The 18,496-nt window shown below is 26.9% G+C and carries 21 protein-coding genes and 2 pseudogenes; 21 read left to right on the top strand and 2 right to left on the bottom strand.

All coding sequences use genetic code 11. The annotated features are described in order from the left end of the window. Positions 1–30: 30 nt before the first annotated feature. The 3 genes and pseudogenes from JJC03_RS14885 to JJC03_RS14875 all read left to right on the top strand — a co-directional run bounded on the left by JJC03_RS14885 (position 31) and on the right by JJC03_RS14875 (position 3,781). A pseudogene (locus JJC03_RS14885) lies at positions 31–2,198 on the top strand (endonuclease MutS2). Positions 2,199–2,275: 77 nt separating this feature from the next. After that, entirely contained in the window at positions 2,276–2,689 is a 414-nt protein-coding gene (locus tag JJC03_RS14880; protein ID WP_103715723.1) for a thiol-disulfide oxidoreductase DCC family protein, read from the top strand. A gap of 9 nt (positions 2,690–2,698) precedes the next feature. Continuing rightward, positions 2,699–3,781 (top strand): DUF3810 domain-containing protein, encoded by a 1,083-nt coding sequence (locus JJC03_RS14875; RefSeq protein ID WP_235873575.1) that lies wholly within the window; start codon positions 2,699–2,701, stop codon positions 3,779–3,781. An 86-nt stretch (positions 3,782–3,867) separates the two neighbouring features. Here JJC03_RS14875 and rpe read toward each other — a convergent pair whose 3' ends face one another. Together rpe and JJC03_RS14865 are read right to left on the bottom strand one after the other, a co-directional pair. Next, positions 3,868–4,530, bottom strand: a complete 663-nt coding sequence (gene rpe, locus JJC03_RS14870) for a ribulose-phosphate 3-epimerase (RefSeq protein ID WP_103715285.1) — start codon at positions 4,528–4,530, stop codon at positions 3,868–3,870. Between the two features lie 94 nt (positions 4,531–4,624). Continuing rightward, positions 4,625–5,603: pseudogene (locus JJC03_RS14865) on the bottom strand (LuxE/PaaK family acyltransferase). Positions 5,604–5,977: 374 nt separating this feature from the next. On the opposite strand from JJC03_RS14865, the gene JJC03_RS14860 reads away from it, so the two are divergent. The 18 genes from JJC03_RS14860 (at position 5,978) to JJC03_RS14785 (ending at position 18,355) form a co-directional block, all read left to right on the top strand. Next, positions 5,978–6,835 carry a helix-turn-helix domain-containing protein gene (locus tag JJC03_RS14860; protein ID WP_088445305.1) on the top strand — a complete coding sequence of 286 codons (858 nt, stop codon included), beginning with the start codon at positions 5,978–5,980 and terminating at the stop codon, positions 6,833–6,835. Positions 6,836–6,889: 54 nt separating this feature from the next. After that, positions 6,890–7,351, top strand: coding sequence for a TlpA family protein disulfide reductase (locus JJC03_RS14855; RefSeq protein WP_088399240.1), 462 nt, complete (start codon positions 6,890–6,892; stop codon positions 7,349–7,351). Between the two features lie 221 nt (positions 7,352–7,572). Further along, positions 7,573–7,680 carry a peptide-methionine (R)-S-oxide reductase gene (locus tag JJC03_RS19300; RefSeq protein ID WP_374226270.1) on the top strand — a complete coding sequence of 36 codons (108 nt, stop codon included), beginning with the start codon at positions 7,573–7,575 and terminating at the stop codon, positions 7,678–7,680. After that, positions 7,667–8,350, top strand: coding sequence for a peptide-methionine (S)-S-oxide reductase MsrA (gene msrA, locus JJC03_RS14850; RefSeq protein ID WP_258932633.1), 684 nt, complete (start codon positions 7,667–7,669; stop codon positions 8,348–8,350). Before JJC03_RS19300 ends, msrA begins: the two co-directional genes overlap by 14 nt. A gap of 145 nt (positions 8,351–8,495) precedes the next feature. After that, the gene (locus JJC03_RS14845; RefSeq protein WP_235874393.1) at positions 8,496–9,755 is read left to right on the top strand and encodes a beta-propeller fold lactonase family protein; all 1,260 of its coding nucleotides are present in this window, start codon (positions 8,496–8,498) and stop codon (positions 9,753–9,755) included. Positions 9,756–9,776: 21 nt separating this feature from the next. Continuing rightward, on the top strand, positions 9,777–10,022 hold the full coding sequence (locus JJC03_RS14840) for an antibiotic biosynthesis monooxygenase family protein (RefSeq protein ID WP_235873574.1): 246 nt from the start codon (positions 9,777–9,779) through the stop codon (positions 10,020–10,022). Positions 10,023–10,074: 52 nt separating this feature from the next. Further along, positions 10,075–10,800, top strand: a complete 726-nt coding sequence (locus JJC03_RS14835; protein ID WP_088399232.1) for a hypothetical protein — start codon at positions 10,075–10,077, stop codon at positions 10,798–10,800. 12 nt (positions 10,801–10,812) lie between these two features. Further along, the gene (locus JJC03_RS14830) at positions 10,813–11,256 is read left to right on the top strand and encodes a hypothetical protein (RefSeq protein WP_235873573.1); all 444 of its coding nucleotides are present in this window, start codon (positions 10,813–10,815) and stop codon (positions 11,254–11,256) included. Positions 11,257–11,406: 150 nt separating this feature from the next. Continuing rightward, the gene (locus tag JJC03_RS19500) at positions 11,407–11,574 is read left to right on the top strand and encodes a DUF427 domain-containing protein (protein WP_309597809.1); all 168 of its coding nucleotides are present in this window, start codon (positions 11,407–11,409) and stop codon (positions 11,572–11,574) included. Positions 11,575–11,939: 365 nt separating this feature from the next. Then, complete coding sequence (locus tag JJC03_RS14820) at positions 11,940–12,473, top strand: uracil-DNA glycosylase family protein (RefSeq protein ID WP_309597680.1); 534 nt, start codon at positions 11,940–11,942, stop codon at positions 12,471–12,473. Between the two features lie 40 nt (positions 12,474–12,513). Then, the gene (locus JJC03_RS18965; RefSeq protein WP_309597679.1) at positions 12,514–12,768 is read left to right on the top strand and encodes a DinB family protein; all 255 of its coding nucleotides are present in this window, start codon (positions 12,514–12,516) and stop codon (positions 12,766–12,768) included. 17 nt (positions 12,769–12,785) lie between these two features. Then, complete coding sequence (locus tag JJC03_RS14815; protein WP_309597678.1) at positions 12,786–13,667, top strand: SUMF1/EgtB/PvdO family nonheme iron enzyme; 882 nt, start codon at positions 12,786–12,788, stop codon at positions 13,665–13,667. A 13-nt stretch (positions 13,668–13,680) separates the two neighbouring features. Then, positions 13,681–13,851, top strand: coding sequence for a hypothetical protein (locus JJC03_RS14810; RefSeq protein WP_235873572.1), 171 nt, complete (start codon positions 13,681–13,683; stop codon positions 13,849–13,851). A gap of 103 nt (positions 13,852–13,954) precedes the next feature. Continuing rightward, positions 13,955–15,178 carry a bifunctional alpha/beta hydrolase/OsmC family protein gene (locus JJC03_RS14805; protein WP_235873571.1) on the top strand — a complete coding sequence of 408 codons (1,224 nt, stop codon included), beginning with the start codon at positions 13,955–13,957 and terminating at the stop codon, positions 15,176–15,178. 25 nt (positions 15,179–15,203) lie between these two features. Next, a complete protein-coding gene (locus JJC03_RS14800) occupies positions 15,204–15,497 on the top strand; it encodes a GNAT family N-acetyltransferase (protein WP_103715282.1) in 294 nt (97 codons plus the stop codon). Between the two features lies 1 nt (position 15,498). Continuing rightward, positions 15,499–15,855: a peptide-methionine (S)-S-oxide reductase gene (locus tag JJC03_RS14795; protein ID WP_309597677.1), complete on the top strand. Its 357-nt coding sequence runs from the start codon at positions 15,499–15,501 to the stop codon at positions 15,853–15,855. Positions 15,856–16,176: 321 nt separating this feature from the next. Continuing rightward, entirely contained in the window at positions 16,177–16,944 is a 768-nt protein-coding gene (locus tag JJC03_RS14790) for an aldo/keto reductase (RefSeq protein WP_235873570.1), read from the top strand. Positions 16,945–16,993: 49 nt separating this feature from the next. Continuing rightward, complete coding sequence (locus JJC03_RS14785) at positions 16,994–18,355, top strand: mercuric reductase (RefSeq protein WP_235873569.1); 1,362 nt, start codon at positions 16,994–16,996, stop codon at positions 18,353–18,355. The last annotated feature ends 141 nt before the right edge of the window (positions 18,356–18,496 follow it).

The raw sequence follows: 18,496 nt of genomic DNA, 5'->3' as shown, positions 1-18,496 counted from the left end.
TGTAAATTTGTGACTACATTAAAAAATAAAATGATCTCGATTAACAATAAAACTTTACAAGATTTAGAATTTCAAACGGTCTTAGAAACCATTTCAGAATATTGTATAACCGAAATTGGTGTCAAAAAAACATTAAACATAACACCTTATAAAAATAAGGAAGAATTAATGGAAGTCCTATTACAAACTTCTGAATACCGTTCTTCTTTTGATAATAACAACGCTCTACCTAGTCATAATTTTGAGCCTATAATAAATGAATTGAAATTTTTAGCTATTGAAGATAGTTTTTTAGAAGCGTCTAGCTTTAAAAAAATTCATTCATTAGCAGAAAACACAAATGTTCTATTAAATTTCCTAAAAAAGTTTGATGATTATTATCCTGCACTATATCGTAAAGCTAGTCAAATAACTATTACAAAAGAAATTACAAAATCTATTGAAACTGTTTTTGATAAATATGGTGAAATAAAAGATGATGCTACTCCTACTCTATTAGAAATTCGTAGAAATATGAATTTAGTTCGAGGAAAAGTTAACCAAAGTTTTGGAATGGCATTAAGTCAATACAATTCATTAGGCTATTTAGATGAAATTCGTGAAACTGTAGTAGAAAATCGCAGAGTATTAGCTGTACAGGCTATGTATAGAAGAAAAGTAAAAGGCGCTATATTAGGTAGCTCTAAAACAGGTAGTATTGCTTATATTGAACCTGAATCCACGCTTCGTTACTCTCGCGAATTAGCTAACTTAGAATATGAAGAGCGAGAAGAAATTATTAAAATTTTAAAATATTTAACGAATACAATCCGTCCCTTCCACGGATTATTAACAGAATATCAAGATTTTTTAAGTGATATAGATGTAATTTCTGCTAAAGCAAAATATGCTTTAAAAATAAATGGTTTATTACCAACAATTAATGATCAAAGAAGAGTTTTCCTAAGAGAAGCCTTTCATCCTATATTACTTTTAACGAATAAAGAAAAAGGGAAAACAACGTATCCGCAAACCTTTGAATTTGATGAAACCAAGCGAATCGTAATTATATCAGGTCCTAATGCTGGTGGAAAAACTATTTCAATGAAAACAGTAGGTTTACTACAATTAATGTTACAATCAGGTATGTTAATTCCTGTACATGAACGTAGTGAAACATGCTTGTTTGATCGAATTTTAACTGATATAGGAGATAATCAATCTATTGAAAATCACCTAAGTACCTATAGTTATCGTTTGAAAAACATGAATTATTTCTTAAAAAAATGTAATTCTAAAACTTTATTTTTAATTGATGAATTTGGTACTGGATCTGATCCAGAGCTAGGTGGTGCGCTAGCAGAAGTTTTTTTAGAAGAATTTTACCATCGTGAAGCTTTTGGGATTATAACAACACACTATGCTAACTTAAAAATGTTAGCAAATGAATTACCAAGTGCTACAAATGCTAATATGCTTTTTGACGAAAAATCATTAGAACCTATGTATAAATTAATTATAGGTCAAGCAGGAAGTTCTTTTACCTTTGAAGTAGCACAAAAAAATGGAATTCCATTTGGATTAATCAACCGTGCAAAAAGAAAGTAGAAGGAAGTAAAATACGATTTGACAAAACAATTTCTTCCCTTCAAAAAGAACGTTCTAAATTAGAAAAAACTTCTCAAAATCTTAAAGAAGAAGAAAGTAAAGCACGTGAAGAAAGTAAAAAAATGGTAACTATCAATGCTAAAATTCAAGATAAATTAGAACGTTATCAAGAACTATATGATAGTAATCAACGCTTGATTTATATGGGACAAAAAATTGATGATATTTCTGAAAAATATTTCAATGACAAAAATAAAAAAGATTTGATTGGTGAATTTTTGAAAATGGTAGAAATTGAAAATTCAAAACGTAAAAAAATTACTTTAAAAGAGAAAAAAGTAAAAGAAAAAGTTGAAAAAGAAATCTTAACTGAAGTAAAAACAAAAATAGAGGAAATTAGAGAAAAGAAAAAAGAAGAAAAAATCAAAAAGAAGGAAATCGAAGAAAACAAACCTAAAGTAATACTTAAAGTAGGTGATCGTGTTCGTATGATTGATGGAAAATCAATAGGTACAATAGATAAAATTGAAAAAAATAATGCCATTGTAAATTATGGAATTTTCACTTCAAAAGTAAGCTTAGAACAATTAGAATATATACAACCTAAATAATAATTAATAGTACTATCTTTTCTAAAATTAAGATTAATAAGATAGTGTAAAATAAAAGAGGACTTAATTAAAATAAAATGGAAAAATTACCGCAAAATAAACAAATCATACTTTTTGATAGCATTTGTAACCTTTGTAATCACTGGGTACAATATATTATTCAAAGAGACAAAAATGATACTTTCCGTTTTGTTTCTTTACAATCTGAATTAGGAAAAGAAATATTAGAATATTTAGGAATTGCTAAACGAAATATTGACAGTATTGTACTATACGTACCTAATAAAGCGTATTATTATAAATCAGAAGCTGTTCTAGAAATTGCTAAAAATTTGTCTTATCTAAATAAATTATCTCTTTTAAAAATTATTCCAGTCCCATTACGGGATCCTGTTTATGATTTCATAGCAAAAAATAGATATAAATGGTATGGTAAAACAGAAAGCTGTATGATTCCTTCTCCAGAAATAAAATCTAAATTTATTGATTAACTAAAACAAATGAAGCCCTTAAAAATCAACAAAATACAATATCATAAAAATAGTTTATTTTTAGTATTTTTTATAGCTCAGATTTTATTACTACAAATATTGTCTAAGTTTCCTGCTACTATTGAAAAATACTATAGTAATGGTTGTTATCCTATAATTTCAAACCTAAACAGAATCATTTTTGGATGGCTACCTTTTTCTATTGGTGATGTTTTTTATGCCTTGATATTATTCTATATATTTTTTTGGTTTTTAAAAAACCAAAAAGATTCTTGGATCAATAAAGGAAGGACTATTTTTAGGTCTTTTGTTATAGCTTATTTTTTATTTCATCTTCTTTGGGCTTTAAACTACTACCGTGTTCCTCTTTATGAAAAAATGAATTTAAAAACTGATTATACTGAAAAAGAACTAATAGATTTTACCAAAAAGCTTATTAATAAAAGTAATCAGCTTCAGCTTAAACTGACACACAACAGAAATTTAAAAGTAATTAATCCTTATATAACAAATGAAATTTTTCAACTAGCACCTTTAGGATATGTTAATCTAAACAAAAAACATTCTTTTTTTATCTATAAAAATCCTAGTATAAAAAAATCTTTATTTAGTTACCCTTTAACTTATATGGGCTTTGGGGGTTATCTAAACCCTTTTACAAATGAAGCTCAAATAAATAGCAACCCTCCTAATTATAATTTGCCCGCTATTGTTTGTCATGAAATGGCTCATCAAATGGGGTATTCTAGTGAAAGTGAATGTAACTTTATTGGATTTTTAGCATCTATTAATAATACGGACTTATACTTTCAATATGCTGGTTATACCTATGCCCTGCGTTACTGTTTATCTAATATTAATTCTAAAAATGAAACGCAATTAAAAAGTATATTGGAAACAATTAATCCTGGAGTCTTAAAAAATTTTCAGGAAAGTGAGGATTTTTGGTTAACACATGAATCCATTATTAATAAAGGTTTTGAATTTTTCTATGATCATTTTTTAAAACTTAATCAACAAAAAGAAGGTATGCAGAGCTATAGTAAGTTTATAGATTTATTGATTAATTATAAGGATAAAGAAATTTTTTAGTTTTATATACATATAATATCAAATCCTAAATAATCTGTATAATCATATTTAGGACTTGATAAACACATACCTTTAAAATTCTTTATTTATTTACTAACCACTTCTTTAAGTTCAACTATTGTTTTTTGAGGATTATTTGAATTAAATACAAAACTTCCAGCAACTAAAACATCTGCACCTGCTTCAACTAATTTTTTTGCATTTTGAGTAGTAACTCCTCCATCTATTTCAATCAAAGTAGAAGCTTCTTTTCTTTTAATTAATTCTTTTAATTTTTTAATTTTAGAATAAGTATTTTCTATAAATAATTGCCCTCCAAAACCAGGATTTACACTCATAATACAAACTAAATCTATATCCTGAATTACTTCTTCTAATAATGCAATATTAGTATGAGGATTTAGAGCTACACCTGCTTTCATACCTTCTGATTTTATAGCCTGAATAGTTCTATGCAAATGTACACAAGCTTCTAAGTGCACTGTTAAAATATCAGCTCCTAGTTTTTTAAAAGTAGAAATATAACGATCTGGATCTACTATCATTAAATGTACATCAATTGTTTTTTTAGCATGTCTTTTAATTGCTTCTAAGACAGGCATTCCAAAAGATATATTAGGTACAAAAACGCCATCCATGATATCTATATGAAACCAATCAGCTTCGCTAGTATTAATCATTTCAATATCTCTTTGTAGATTAGCAAAATCAGCAGCAAGAATAGATGGAGCAATAAGTGTTTTTTTCATTTTATAAAAATTATTGTGTTGTTTTAGCAGTTATTGAAGTTTATTAATAATTAGATCTTTCTATAGGACTGCATATGAAATAGTATTATAAAGATTATATGACCATTAAATTACAACCTCTAATATCTGAATTATCAAATCGTCCAAGGATTTCAAAAGAATTGTGATCTATTATTTTCCCTAAATCTTGGGTTGCTATAAATGAGCATGAATTTATATTCGCAAGATCAATTATATTAACCCCTCCCACTTTACCATCAGGAAGTAATGTTAAGGCATCTTCGGAATCTCGAATCATAATTTTCATCCATGCAGGACATTCGAAAATTCCGTTTCCTAAAGAATATGCTTGAGATAATAACTCTGTCATACCGTATTCTGAATGCACTACAGGTACCCCAAAACCATCACAAAGCATTGTATGTAATTCTTCTCTAATAATTTCTTTTCTACGTCCTTTCATACCACCAGTTTCCATGATGATAGTATTCTTTAAATTAAATTTATGTTCTTCTATCAAATCTAATAAAGCATAAGTTACACCTATCAACAAGATATTATGTCCTTCTTTATCCAATCTAATTAATTTTTCTACAAGCTCTTGATAATTATTTAAATAAAAACCACTTTCTGTATTATTAGATAGCTGAATTAAATCATCTACCATATAAATTAAAGAGGATCCTTCTCTTTCTAAATAAGATGGCAATAATGCTAAAATAATATAATCTTCTACATTACCATAAAATTGTTTAAAAGCTTGCCTATAACTTTTTTCGTAAAATGATAAATCTGTAACACAATGTTTACTAGTAGTCATACCTGTAGTACCACTACTTGTAAAAATCATTTGTATATCATCTCCCGAACTTAAAATATCATTTGATTTAAAAAACTGAACGGGTAAAAAGGAATATCTTGTATCCTTTTTACATTAGTTACATCCTTTTTAATAAAGAACAAAACCTTTGGTAAACTAAATTATTATTATACTGAAAACGAAAAATTTTTAAAGTAAGCTTTTCGAATTCTTTTTTAGAACTAATTTCAAATATATCGCTAGATGTATACATATCTCCAAAATTACATAAAAATAAAAGAGTTTACCTTAAATCTGATGTATAAAAACTCACGACAAATTTAAACTTAATTTTAATAATTCATTAATGTAACTGTATAATCTCATTTTATATATAGGGTATCATAAGTAAATATTTCTTTATACCTCAGATTATTAAACTTTTATAAATCATATTAAAAAATACAAAATGAATTATAATCTTTAAAATTAATCAAAACATAAAATAAAAATAGTTATTTCATTAGATACGATATCAAAGGAAATTTAAACAAATAATTAGGATTTTTTAATAACTATCAAAAATAATAATAAAGATACCTTGCACATATAAAATAAGATTTAAATAAAAAGAAAGGTATATAAAACATGTACAATAATGGAATGAATTTTCCGATAACAGACCTATTGTCATTCTCAGAAATAAAAGCAAATGATTCTGAATATTTCAACATTAAGTTTTCTAATGAATTTATAATAATTTGGACTGAATCTGAAATAAAATTAAAGATTGATAATAAAGAAATTCAATTACCAAAAGATTCTATTTTATTTGTTAATGATATAAGCACAATTGAAATAAATAAAAAGCCTAATATCAAATATTTAACATTTAAAAAAGACTTCTTATTTAAATATAAAACTTCAATTAATACAGAATATTTCACTAAACTTTTTTATAATACAAATGCCAATACAATAATACATCTTTCCCCTAATAGTAAAAAAGATGATCATTTTAGACAAACTTGGCAAATCATTGGATACCTATCTAAAAATGAATCAAAATGTTGTCCTTCTATTGTATTAAATCTACTTGAATACATTTTAATTTTTGGTGTATATAAAGTAAAAATGATAATGCCTAACAATTTACAATTAGAGTACGAGGTATTAATACTAAGAAAGTATCACATATTAGTAGAAGAAAATTATAAAGACATAGCTACTGTAAAGAATTATGCGGAGTTACTTAATGTATCACCTAAAACATTGTATAATATTTTTAAAAAATACAATTTAGGTACACCTTTTAAAAAAATTAAAAATAGAAGAGTTTTACAAATAAAGATACTTTTAGAAAATACTGAAAAATCAATCAAAGAAATTGCGGAAGAGCTAAACTTTAGTGACATACATTCACTTAGTAGTTTTTTTAAATCAGAAACGGGACTTGCTCCTTCATTATTTAGAAAAAACATATTAAAAAAAGGAAATAAATTCTAAAGGAACAAACGAATTAGAAAGATTAACACTTTTAATTAATAAGGATAAACTATTATGATACTAAATGAAAAAATAAAAGATTGGACTTTATTATCAATTAATGATACTATAAAAATCAATACCGTCGATTTCTACAAAGGAAAGCCTCTTGTTATACTTTTTTTTAATCTAGGATGTCCAGGATGTAAAGGAAGAGCTATTCCTTTTGCAAATTGGTTAAATATTGAATATAAACACAAAATTAATGTTGTAGGTATTCATACAAATTTTGAAGGGGTAGATTTTTCAAATCAACAACTTATTGATTGTAAATCTGAATTTTATATAAATTTTGAATATTTCCGTGATGCTAATTATAATAGCACCTTTATAGATTATCAAGCAGGGGGAACACCTCACTGGATAATTACGGATGAAAACCTAAATGTTATTTATTCCATTTTTGGTTCAGATCCTAACAATGCTCTTTTAAGAATAGACTTAAAAATTCAAGAGCTTTTACATAATAATAAATAGTTTTTAATCTTATTATACAATAAAGTAATGCTAAGGTGGCTTGATATTATAAAGTTTGTAACTACAGGTAATCCTATACCTGATAAAAGAATAGAAAAAAGTGATCAGGAATGGAAAAACATTTTAACTAAAGAACAATATTCTTTTACTAGAAAAAAGGCTGGTGAAAAAAACTTAACTCAGAGTCGCCTAGTTTTTTTGAAGCAGAACAATATAACTGTATTTGTTGTAATACATTACTGTTTGATTCTGATCAAAAACTAAACAGTAATAGTACGTTACCTATTTTTAGCCAACCTATAAAAAAAAAATACAATTGCTTATCATAAAGATAGATCCTTCGGATTCTATCAAATAGAGGCTACTTGTAATACTTGTGATGCTCATCTAGGACATGTATATCGAGATGATTCTGTGTCTGGTAGTTTACGTTATTGTATAAATATAATAGCATTAAAAAGAATTAATCATAATCTAAAAAAAGCAACTTTTGGTGGCGGATGTTTTTGGTGTACTGAAGCTGTCTTTGAACAACTAAAAGGAGTTGAAAAAGTAGAAAACGGCTATAGTGGAGGAAAAATCTCTAATCCAACATACCGTGAAGTTTCTTCTGGTATTACAGGTCATGCAGAAGTAATTCAATTTACTTATAATCCTAATATTATCTCATATGCTGATTTAATAAAAATACACTTAACTACACATGATCCCACAATAACAAATACACAAGCTACTGGTACAGATAGTCAATATAGAAGTGTAATTTTTTATAGAAGCAAAGAAGAAAAAGAAACTGCTATGAAGGTTATAAAAGAAATACAAGAAAAATTAGAAGATCCTATCAATACTGAATTAGTAATGTTTAAACATTTTTTTTTAGCAGAAGAATATCATCAAAATTATTACAATAACAATAAAGATAAAAATGTTTATTGTTCTGCTATCATAAATCCTAAATTAAGAAATTTTAAAAAATTATACCAAGACAAACTAAAATGAATAGATCTAATTAAAAATGAATAACAATGATGTTTAAATTATCAATAAAAAATAAGTATAGTCTTATCATTATTACTCTACTTTCAAGCATTCTTATTAGTTGTAACAAGAAAAAAAACAAAATCATTTCAAAAAAGAAAAAACAATAGTAGGATATGTCTATACTTCAACAAACGGAGAAAATGATAATCAAATTATACAATTAGCACGGTTTTCTGATGGAACATTAGAAAAAGAAAAAGTATATCCAACAGGTGGTAAAGGAGGTTCTAATAGTTCTGCGCCTGTTAATGGTGATTATGACAGTCAAGGAGCAATCCAGATAATTGATAATTATCTATTAACTATTAATACTGGTGATAATACTGTATCTGTTTTTAACCTAGATAGAAAAACTGGGAATCTTAAAAAAAATGATATTGTAACATCTCATGGTCAAAAACCTGTTAGTATAACATATACTAAAAGTAAGACAGAATCAGATACGTATTGGGTAGTGGTCGCAAATCAATGGGGAATTCCTACAGCTCTTTATGATGGAGATAAATATATTGAACTTCCTAATAAAGACTTTTTTAAGCAAAACTTAAAATCAAAAGACTTTTCTGATAAAGATAGAAATATATCACTCTATAAATTTAATACCAAAACAGGAAAACTGACTTTTAATAAATTATTAGATAGCTATAAACGCTATTGGGGTGGTCCTGTACAAGTCATTTTTAGTCATAGTGGTAATCAGTTAGCACTAACAACTTGGGGAATCCCCCATTTTTTAACTGAAGATCCTAATCCTAAATTTGTTAAACCGAGTCAAGTAATTGTTTATGATTTTAACAATGGACAAACATCAAACAAAAGAATTTTTGAAGAAGAAGGTCTTATTGGTGCAGTAGGTTTTAATTGGAGCAAAAAAGATAATCTATTGTATGTAACTTATTTTAATCCTATAAAGACAAAAGACAATCAAGGATTAGTAGTTTTAGAAATAACCCCTTCTAAAATTAATAAAGTTAATGGATACGAAACAGGTGCCTCTTCTGATATAGATGAAGCTTGTTGGTCAGCAGTTTCTCCCGATTATAAATATTTTTATGCTGTAAGTTTTGGAACAAATGTAATTACTCCCTATAAACTAGATGAAAATGGAAATATAATCAAAATTCTTCCTTATACTACTGTAAAAAATAAAGACCATTATCCTGACTTAAAAGATATGTATATAAGTCATAATAATAAATATGCCTATTGCTTAGGCTCATTTCAAACTTTTACAATAAAATATTTCTCCATTCATAATAAAGGACTACAACATACTGGTGAATACAAAGTAAAATATACAAAATCTTACCAAGGAAAAACAGGAAAATTTAACTTCCAAGGTTTTGTAGGTTATGACATATAAACGATTTTAATTATTAAACAAATGATAGTAGCGGCATTTAAATTTAAAGTAAACCCTAAATTTCAAGAAGAATTTAACAAACTATATCAACATGCTACCACCTATGTTAGCCAAATTGATGGTTACGAAGGACATGAAGTCTTTAATGGACAAAATGAATATAATATGTTAGTAGTATATTTCAGAGATAAAGAATCTTTTGAAAGTTGGGACAAACATCCTGAACATAAAAAATATAAAGAAAGAGGTAAAAAGACCTTTTTTTAAATTATGACGTAGCGGTGGGTGAAGTGTTTGAAAGGAGTATTAAATAATAAATATGATTTTCAAAAAAAATAATGTAGACATTTATGCTAAATGGATTTTGCTATTTGGTGCTTTACTTACTATCATACTACCATTTAGTATATCTACATTAGGTATCAATTTTTTAGGTAAATACGGAACCGTTGGAGATACTATTGGAGGTATAACCTCACCTATCTCTCAATTTATAGGATCTATACTTATTTACTTAGCACTAAAAGCACAATTAGATGCTAATAAAATAGTTCAAGAACAAATAGATGAAGATAATAAATTATCTTTAATTAAACATGATGTAGAGCAAATACATGAACTCTACATATTCTTTCAAAATAATATAAAAAGTTTTAGTTATGAAAGAATAGCCTATCAAAAATCTCAAATTATTTATGGAAAAAGAGCTATAAAACTATTTTTTCAAAGTTTTGAAACCATTTCAATCGATGTACATTCTGATACAGAAATATTAAAAATAGATGGAGTTAGAGAAATACTAAGTATTATAAATAGTGCTAAATTAATATTGCAAAAAATTAAAAAATCAGATATTTCTGTAGAAGACAAACAGTTTTATTTTACGATTATATACCACGAATTAGTTTTTAGCATTTTTCCAGCACATGAAATTGAAAATGAAGATCCATTAGCTTTAAAAAAATGTCAATCATGTAACCTATATCATCATAACTTTCCTCCTCTTATTTTTCATAAAATACAAGATTTAAAAAACGAACTCTAAATAGTTATCACCATGAACAAAAAAGAATTAAAGAAGTTTTTAATTGAAAATGAAACATATCATATTCATAACTCAGAACAAAATCTAATTGATTTTGTAAAAGGTACAATGCTTAACAGATATGATGTAATTGATCAAGATGACCAATCACATCATAGACAAGAAGAACAATTAAGAAAAAAATTAGACTTCCAAGTACATGAACACGAACATCATCTAGAAGAAATTAAAGCTTTATCATTTGAAAAATCAACAAAAGTTGAACCAGGAGCAGTCATTAAGGTTAATGATAATTACATGGTTATTGCAACTGCTGATGGAAAATTTAATTTTAATGGAAAAGAATTCTTAAGCATTTCTTCTAAAGCCCCTATTTATCAATGTATAATGGGAAAAAAAAGGGGAGATACATGCAACTTCAATGGTAACAACTTCATAATAAACGAAATTTACTAAAAGATATTCATAAAATATATTAAATTTAAAAGAGAACATGAAAGCAATTTATAACGATATAATAATAGCTGAAAGTAACGAGACAATAGTGATTGAAGGAAATCATTATTTTCCACCAGATAGTCTAAAAAAGAATATTTTAAGGAGAGTATCACGCATACCACTTGTCCTTGGAAAGGATTAGCTTCTTACTATACTATTAAAATAGAAGACATAGAAAATAATGATGCTGCTTGGTACTATCCTAGCCCATCTCCGCTAGCTGAGAGTATAAAAAACTATGTTGCTTTTTGGCGTGGTGTAAAAATTGAAGAATAATATGTATAAAATAATTAGCCTTGGTACTATTAAAGCCTTAGTAAAAATTCCTATAACGATTTAAAAACAGAAAAATATTCAATGTATCTTGGAATTTATGGTGGTGAATAAAACATTAAAACCGTTACTTATAGTACTAATAGCTATTTTAATTTATACTTATTTCTAAGTTATATTCATATAGTTTCCATAAGTACGAATAAAAAATTTTAAAGATTACTCATTTAATGAATTATCAGGTTTAATAAATAACATTAAAAACTTATTTAATACAACAAATAAAAATTAATGGTTATTCTAGGTCAAAAATATATCATAACTCCTGATTATGACATTAAGCATATATATAAAACAGTATTTAAAATATGTTAGAAAAATTAAAACAAGATATAGATACCTGCCTTATCTGCAATGCTTTTTTGCCTTATTCGCCTAAGCCTATTTATCAAATTAATAGTAATGCTAAAATATTAATTATAGCACAAGCTCCTGGACAAATAACACATGAAAAAGGAATTCCTTTTGATGATTTGAGCGGAGACACATTAAGATATTGGTTAGGGGTTAATAAAGAACAATTCTATAACCCTAATTTATTTGCAATAGTACCTATGGGATTTTGTTTTCCGGGAAAAGGTAAAACAGGTGATTTACCTCCTAGAAAAGAATGTGCTCCACAATGGCATCATAAAATATTTGAACACTTAAAAAATATTCAACTAACTATATTAATAGGAAACTATTCTCAGGAATATTATCTTAAAAACGCCCCTTATAAAAATTTAACAGATCGAGTATTTCACTATTCCCTCTTTTTACCAGAATATTTTCCCCTAGTTCATCCATCACCATTAAACTTTAGATGGCATACAAAAACAAATGGTTCAAAGAAGAAATAGTCCCTGAATTACAAAAAATCGTTGCAAAAATATTATTATCATGACTAAAACCCTAATAGATAAATTTTTAAAAATTCGTACTTATTCAGAAGAACTGTGTAAGCCTCTTGTTACTGAAGACTATTCTCTACAACCTGTTGAATTTGTATCTCCTCCCAAATGGCATTTAGGACATACCACTTGGTTTTGGGAAGAATTCATACTGACTCAATATGTAAAAAATTATAAAGTGTACAATCATAATTTTTCCTATTTATTTAATAGCTATTATAATAATATAGGAAAAGAATTATAAGACCTTCACGTGGATTAATGACTAGACCAACAGTAGAAGAGGTATATCAATATAGAACCTATGTAACACAACAAATGATACATTTTTTAGCAACGAATCCTTCCATTGAGATTTTAGAAATTATTAATGTAGGTATAAATCATGAAGAGCAACATCAAGAACTTTTTATTTATGATATAAAATATATTTTTGGTAATCAACCCTTATTTCCAGCATATAATAGTGAATTTCAAACTGATGTTGAAAACAAAGAATCTAAATTCATAAAAATTGAAGAAGGATTATATACGATTGGTCATCAAGGTCATACCTTTTGTTTTGATAATGAACTAGGAATTCATAAGGTTTTTATTCCTTCTTTTCAAATTTCTTCCAATTTAGTTACAAATAAAGAATACATTCAATTTATAGAAGATAAAGGATATCAAAATTTTAATTTTTGGCATGATGAAGGCTGGCACTGGATAAACCATAATAAAATAGAAAGTCCTTTATACTGGCATAAAATGAATGATGAATGGTATCATTATGATCTAAATGGTTTACAAAAAATCAATTTAGAAGAACCTATAAAACATATCTCATTTTATGAAGCATTTGCTTTTGCTGAATATAAAAATATGCGACTTCCTACTGAGTTTGAATGGGAAATAGCTTCAGATAAATTTTCATGGGGAAAACTCTGGGAATGGACTTCTAGTGCATATCATCCTTACCCTAATTACAATAAAGCACCAGGAGCATTAGGAGAATACAACGGAAAATTTATGATCAATCAAATGGTTCTTAGAGGAGCATCAATTGCAACACCTAAAAATCACAGTAGAAAAACCTATCGAAATTTTTTCCATCCAAATATGAGATGGCATTTTTGTGGATTACGATTAGTTAAAAAATAATATTTTAAAAAATATGGAAAAAGATCTAATAATAAATAAATTAATTCATAATGGTTATACTGTAGATTTAACTTTACAAGATGATTGTTTGTATTGTGCTAACACTGACACTCTTTACATTTTAAACTCTTTTACTGTAGATCAAGAAATCACATTTTCTGATCATAATAATAAAAAAGAATAATTAAAGCTGTAAAATCTGACGAATTCAATTTTAAAGGTTACTACATAATATGATTAATAAATCATTTAAAAAGAAATACAATAATAAAATATTATTCTAAGATATGAACAAAATAAAACTTGAAATAGAAAATAAAAAAGGTTTATTACTATCTGCCCAGTTATATATACCTATTTCTGGAGTAGTAAATAAGATTGCTATATTTGCTCATTGTTTTACTTGTTCCTCCTCCTTGGCTGTTGTAAAAAACATTTCAAATGAACTTACACATTCAGGGATTAGTGTTTTAAGTTTTGATTTTACTGGACTAGGACATAGCGAAGGAGATTTTAGCGAAACTAATTTCTCTAATAATATTTCTGATTTATTAGATGTTAATAATTATTTATCAAAACACTATACAGCCGCTTCAATTTTAATCGGACATTCATTAGGAGGCGCAGCTACCATCATTACGGCTAATTTATTACCTAACATTGAAGCAATTGTTACTATTGCAACGCCTTCATTTGTTAAACATATAACTCAGCATTTTTTAGATGCCGAAGAAACCATTATACAAGTTGGGAAAGCAAATATTTCTATAGGAGGCAGACCTTTTGCTATTAAAAAACAATTTATTGATGATTTAAAAAAATATGATTTAGAAGATGAAATACAAAAACTTAGAAAACCTCTTCTTATTATACACTCACCACAAGATAATATTGTAGAAATAGAAAATGCTGCTAATTTATATCATAAAGCAAGACATCCTAAAAGCTTTATCACCTTAGATGGTGCTGATCATTTAATAACCAATAAAGAAGATGCTTATTATGTAGCTAATATAATAGGCACTTGGGTAAAAAGATACATTAATATTCAAAATTCTATAAAAACTACCCTAAAATCTACACAAAGTGAACAAGTATTAGTGCATCATAAACCTGAAGAAGGATTTTTAAATCATATTTATACAACATCTAACTATATAAAAGGAGATGAACCTGTAGCATATGGTGGTACTGATTTAGGTCTTTCTCCATACGAACTACTCAGTGCTTCTATTGGATCTTGTACCTCCTTAACATTAAAACTCTATGCAGAAAGAAAAAACTGGGATTTAAAAGAAGTATATGTATATCTTTCTTATGATAAGAAACATGCCTCAGAACTAGGTTTAGAGATAGATGATATGGGAAAATTAGACCACATAAATAAAAAAATAAAATTAATAGGAAATCTAACGTTAAAACAAAAAGAAAAACTAAAAGAAATAGCTTCTAAATGTCCCGTTCATAAAACAGTAAGTAATATCGTCTATTTTTCTACAGATTTAATTTAAAAATATCCTAAAATTAATAAAAGTCATGCAATATATTTTTTTAAAAAACGACTCTTTAAAAAGATTTGAAGTTACCATTCAAAATAGTACAGCTTATACAGAATTTTATATGATGTCTGAAAAAATTTGCCTAACACATACCTTAGTACCAGACGAATTAACTGGAAAAGGAATAGGAAAATTATTAGTTGAAAATATTTTAAATTTTGCAAAAGACAACCGACTAGAAATTTATCCTTTTTGCCCATTTATTTCCTCTTATATTAAAAAAAATGAACAATGGATGCCTTTTGTTTCAAAAGGTTTTAAATGGAATTAATATGAACTTAGAAAAAATAGGGTTTGGTGGAAGTTGCCACTGGTGTACTGAAGCCATTTTTCAATCATTAAAGGGAGTTGAAAAAGTAAAGCAAGGCTGGATTCGATCAAAAAATCAAAATCAAAATTTTTCTGAAGCTATTGTGCTATATTATGATCCAAAACTCATATCATTACCTTTATTAATAGAAATCCATTTACATACACATAGTTGTACCTCAAATCATAGTATGAGAGAAAAATATAGATCTGCAATCTATTATTTTAATAAAAATGATAAAGAATATGCTCTTAATACTATAAAGCAATTGCAAAAAGATTTTCAAGATAAAATTATCACACAAGTCTTACCTTTTTAGAGTTTAAACTTAACGTACAAGAGCAACTAAATTATTATCATTCTAATCCTGAAAAACCCTTTTGTGAAAATATAATTAATCCAAAATTACGTTATTTAATTAAAAATTTTTCAAAAGCAATTAATACTGAAAAATTAAAACATCTTAATCCTTCTGACATTGGCTTAGGTACCGCTGCTGTAGGTAGACCTCTTTACATAAATGTACACAATACAAAAATAAAAGACCATAATAATATATTAAAATATAAATTAAATGGGGTAGAATTTTTAAATAAAGCGCATTCATTAGGAATAACTCATTTTGACACTTCTCCCAGTTATGGTATTGCTGAAGATATGCTTATCAATTTTTAAAAAAAATAATTCTCCTTTTATTACTATTTCTACAAAATGGGGCTATACATATGTAGCAAATTTTAACGAAAATGCCATTCAACATGAAGTAAAAGATCATAGCTATCAAAAACTAATAACTCAATGGGAAAAATCAAAACAACTCCTTCCTCATTTAAAAATCTATCAAATTCATTCTGTTACTCATGAAAGCAACGTTTTAGAAAATAACACCATACTAGAAGAACTCTTTCAAATAAAAAAACAATACAATATAGAAATAGGTTTATCAACCAGTGGTCCTTATCAAAAAGAAGTAATTAAAAAAGCATGTCAAATTACAGATAACAATCTCCCATTATTTACCTCTTATCAATTTACCTATAATATTCTAGATCAAAGTATAATAGAAATCAAAGATTTACTAATTAATAAAAAAGTAATTATAAAAGAAGCTTTAGCAAATGGAAGATTACTTTCCAAAGAATTTAAACACTACAATTTAATAAGAGAAAGACTTATTGAATTAGCTCAAAAACACAAAACTTCCATAGATGCTATAGCAATACGATTTTGTATGGATAGTTTTCCAGGAAGTATCACACTAAGTGGAGCTAACTCAATAGAACACCTTATTTCTAATCTAAAAGCAAAAACATTTGAATTAACACAAGATGAAATAAAATTATTAAAAAAATATACTCTAGATCCAACAGATTATTGGGAAGAAAGAAAAATACTAAAATGGAATTAAACTTATATAAATCTTATTCTATACTCTTTAAATCTTACATAATATACAAATGAAAAATTACGATTATATAATTATTGGTTCAGGTCAAGCAGGAACCCCACTCACATTTTCATTAGCTAAAAAAGGAAATGTTGCACTTATTGAAAAAAACAAAATAGGAGGAACTTGCTTAAACTATGGATGTGTCCCAACAAAAACATATATTGCTAGTGCTAGAAGAGCTTGGGATGCCATTCATGGAGAAGAATTGGGTATTGAAATCCCAAGTGGTACTATTACCAACTTGTCTAAAGTAAATGAAAGAAAAAACAAACTCATCAATAATTCAAGAAATGAATTAGAGCAAGCAATTCAAGAAAATCCTAATATAACTTTATACAAAGGTGAAGCTAAATTTTTGACTAATTATGAAATTAAAGTTAATGGAGAAATAATAACCGCAAAAAATATTTTTATTAATGTAGGAGGAAGAGCTTTAGTTCCTTCTGAATTTCAACATATTCCCCATTACACCAATATAGAATTACTAGAAGAACAAAAATTACCCAAACACTTAATCATCATAGGTGGAAGTTATATTGGACTTGAATTTGGGCAAATGTTTAAAAGATTTGGTAGTAAAGTCACAATAATAGAACGAGGATCTAAACTTATAGGAAAAGAAGATGAAGAAATTAGTAAAGCAGTAGAAGAAATACTAAAAGCAGATGGAATTGAATTTATTTTTAATGCTAATACTATAAATGCAGAAAAAAATGAAGACAATTCTATCACAGTAATTACAAAATCAGATGGAACATGTGTTACAGGAAGTCATGTATTACTCGCAATTGGTAGATTACCTAATACAGATTATCTAGGTTTAGAAAATACTTCAATACAAGTAAATAACAAAGGATATATCAATGTAAACGATTATTGTCAAACCAATGTAGAAGGCATTTTTGCTCTGGGTGATTGTAACGGCAGAGGAGCTTTTACACATACTGCATACAATGATTATCAAATCGTAGAGAACTTTCTATTAGGTAATAAAACCAGAAAAATAAGTGATCGAATCACTACCTACGGATTATTTATAGACCCTCCTCTTGGAAGAGTAGGAATAACAAAAACTGAAGCTCAAAATAAAGGTTATGACATTTTAATAGCACACAGACCCATGACTAAAATAGGCAGAGCAAAAGAAAAAGGAGAAACATTTGGCTTTATGGAAGCCATCATTGATGCTAAAACACAACACTTCTTAGGAGCTTGTGTCTTAGGTATTGGAGGAGATGAGCTTATTAATGGCTTTACAAACTTAATGTATGCTAAACAACCCTATACTGTATTTAGAGACGGAATTCATATCCATCCAACAGTAAGTGAACTTATTCCTACAATGCTAGAAAAGTTAGTTCCTTTATAAAATAAAAAGGGAAAAATTAATAAATATTAATGTAATATACACAATCAATATCATCGAATAGTAAAATAACTTTGAACAAAATATAAGAGCATATTTTTACAAAATTTGAATATAAAATGATCATTAATATGTTATTTATTT

Source organism: Flavobacterium oreochromis, assembly GCF_019565455.1.
Classification (GTDB): domain Bacteria; phylum Bacteroidota; class Bacteroidia; order Flavobacteriales; family Flavobacteriaceae; genus Flavobacterium; species Flavobacterium oreochromis.
This window is presented reverse-complemented; position numbering and strand designations above follow the sequence as displayed.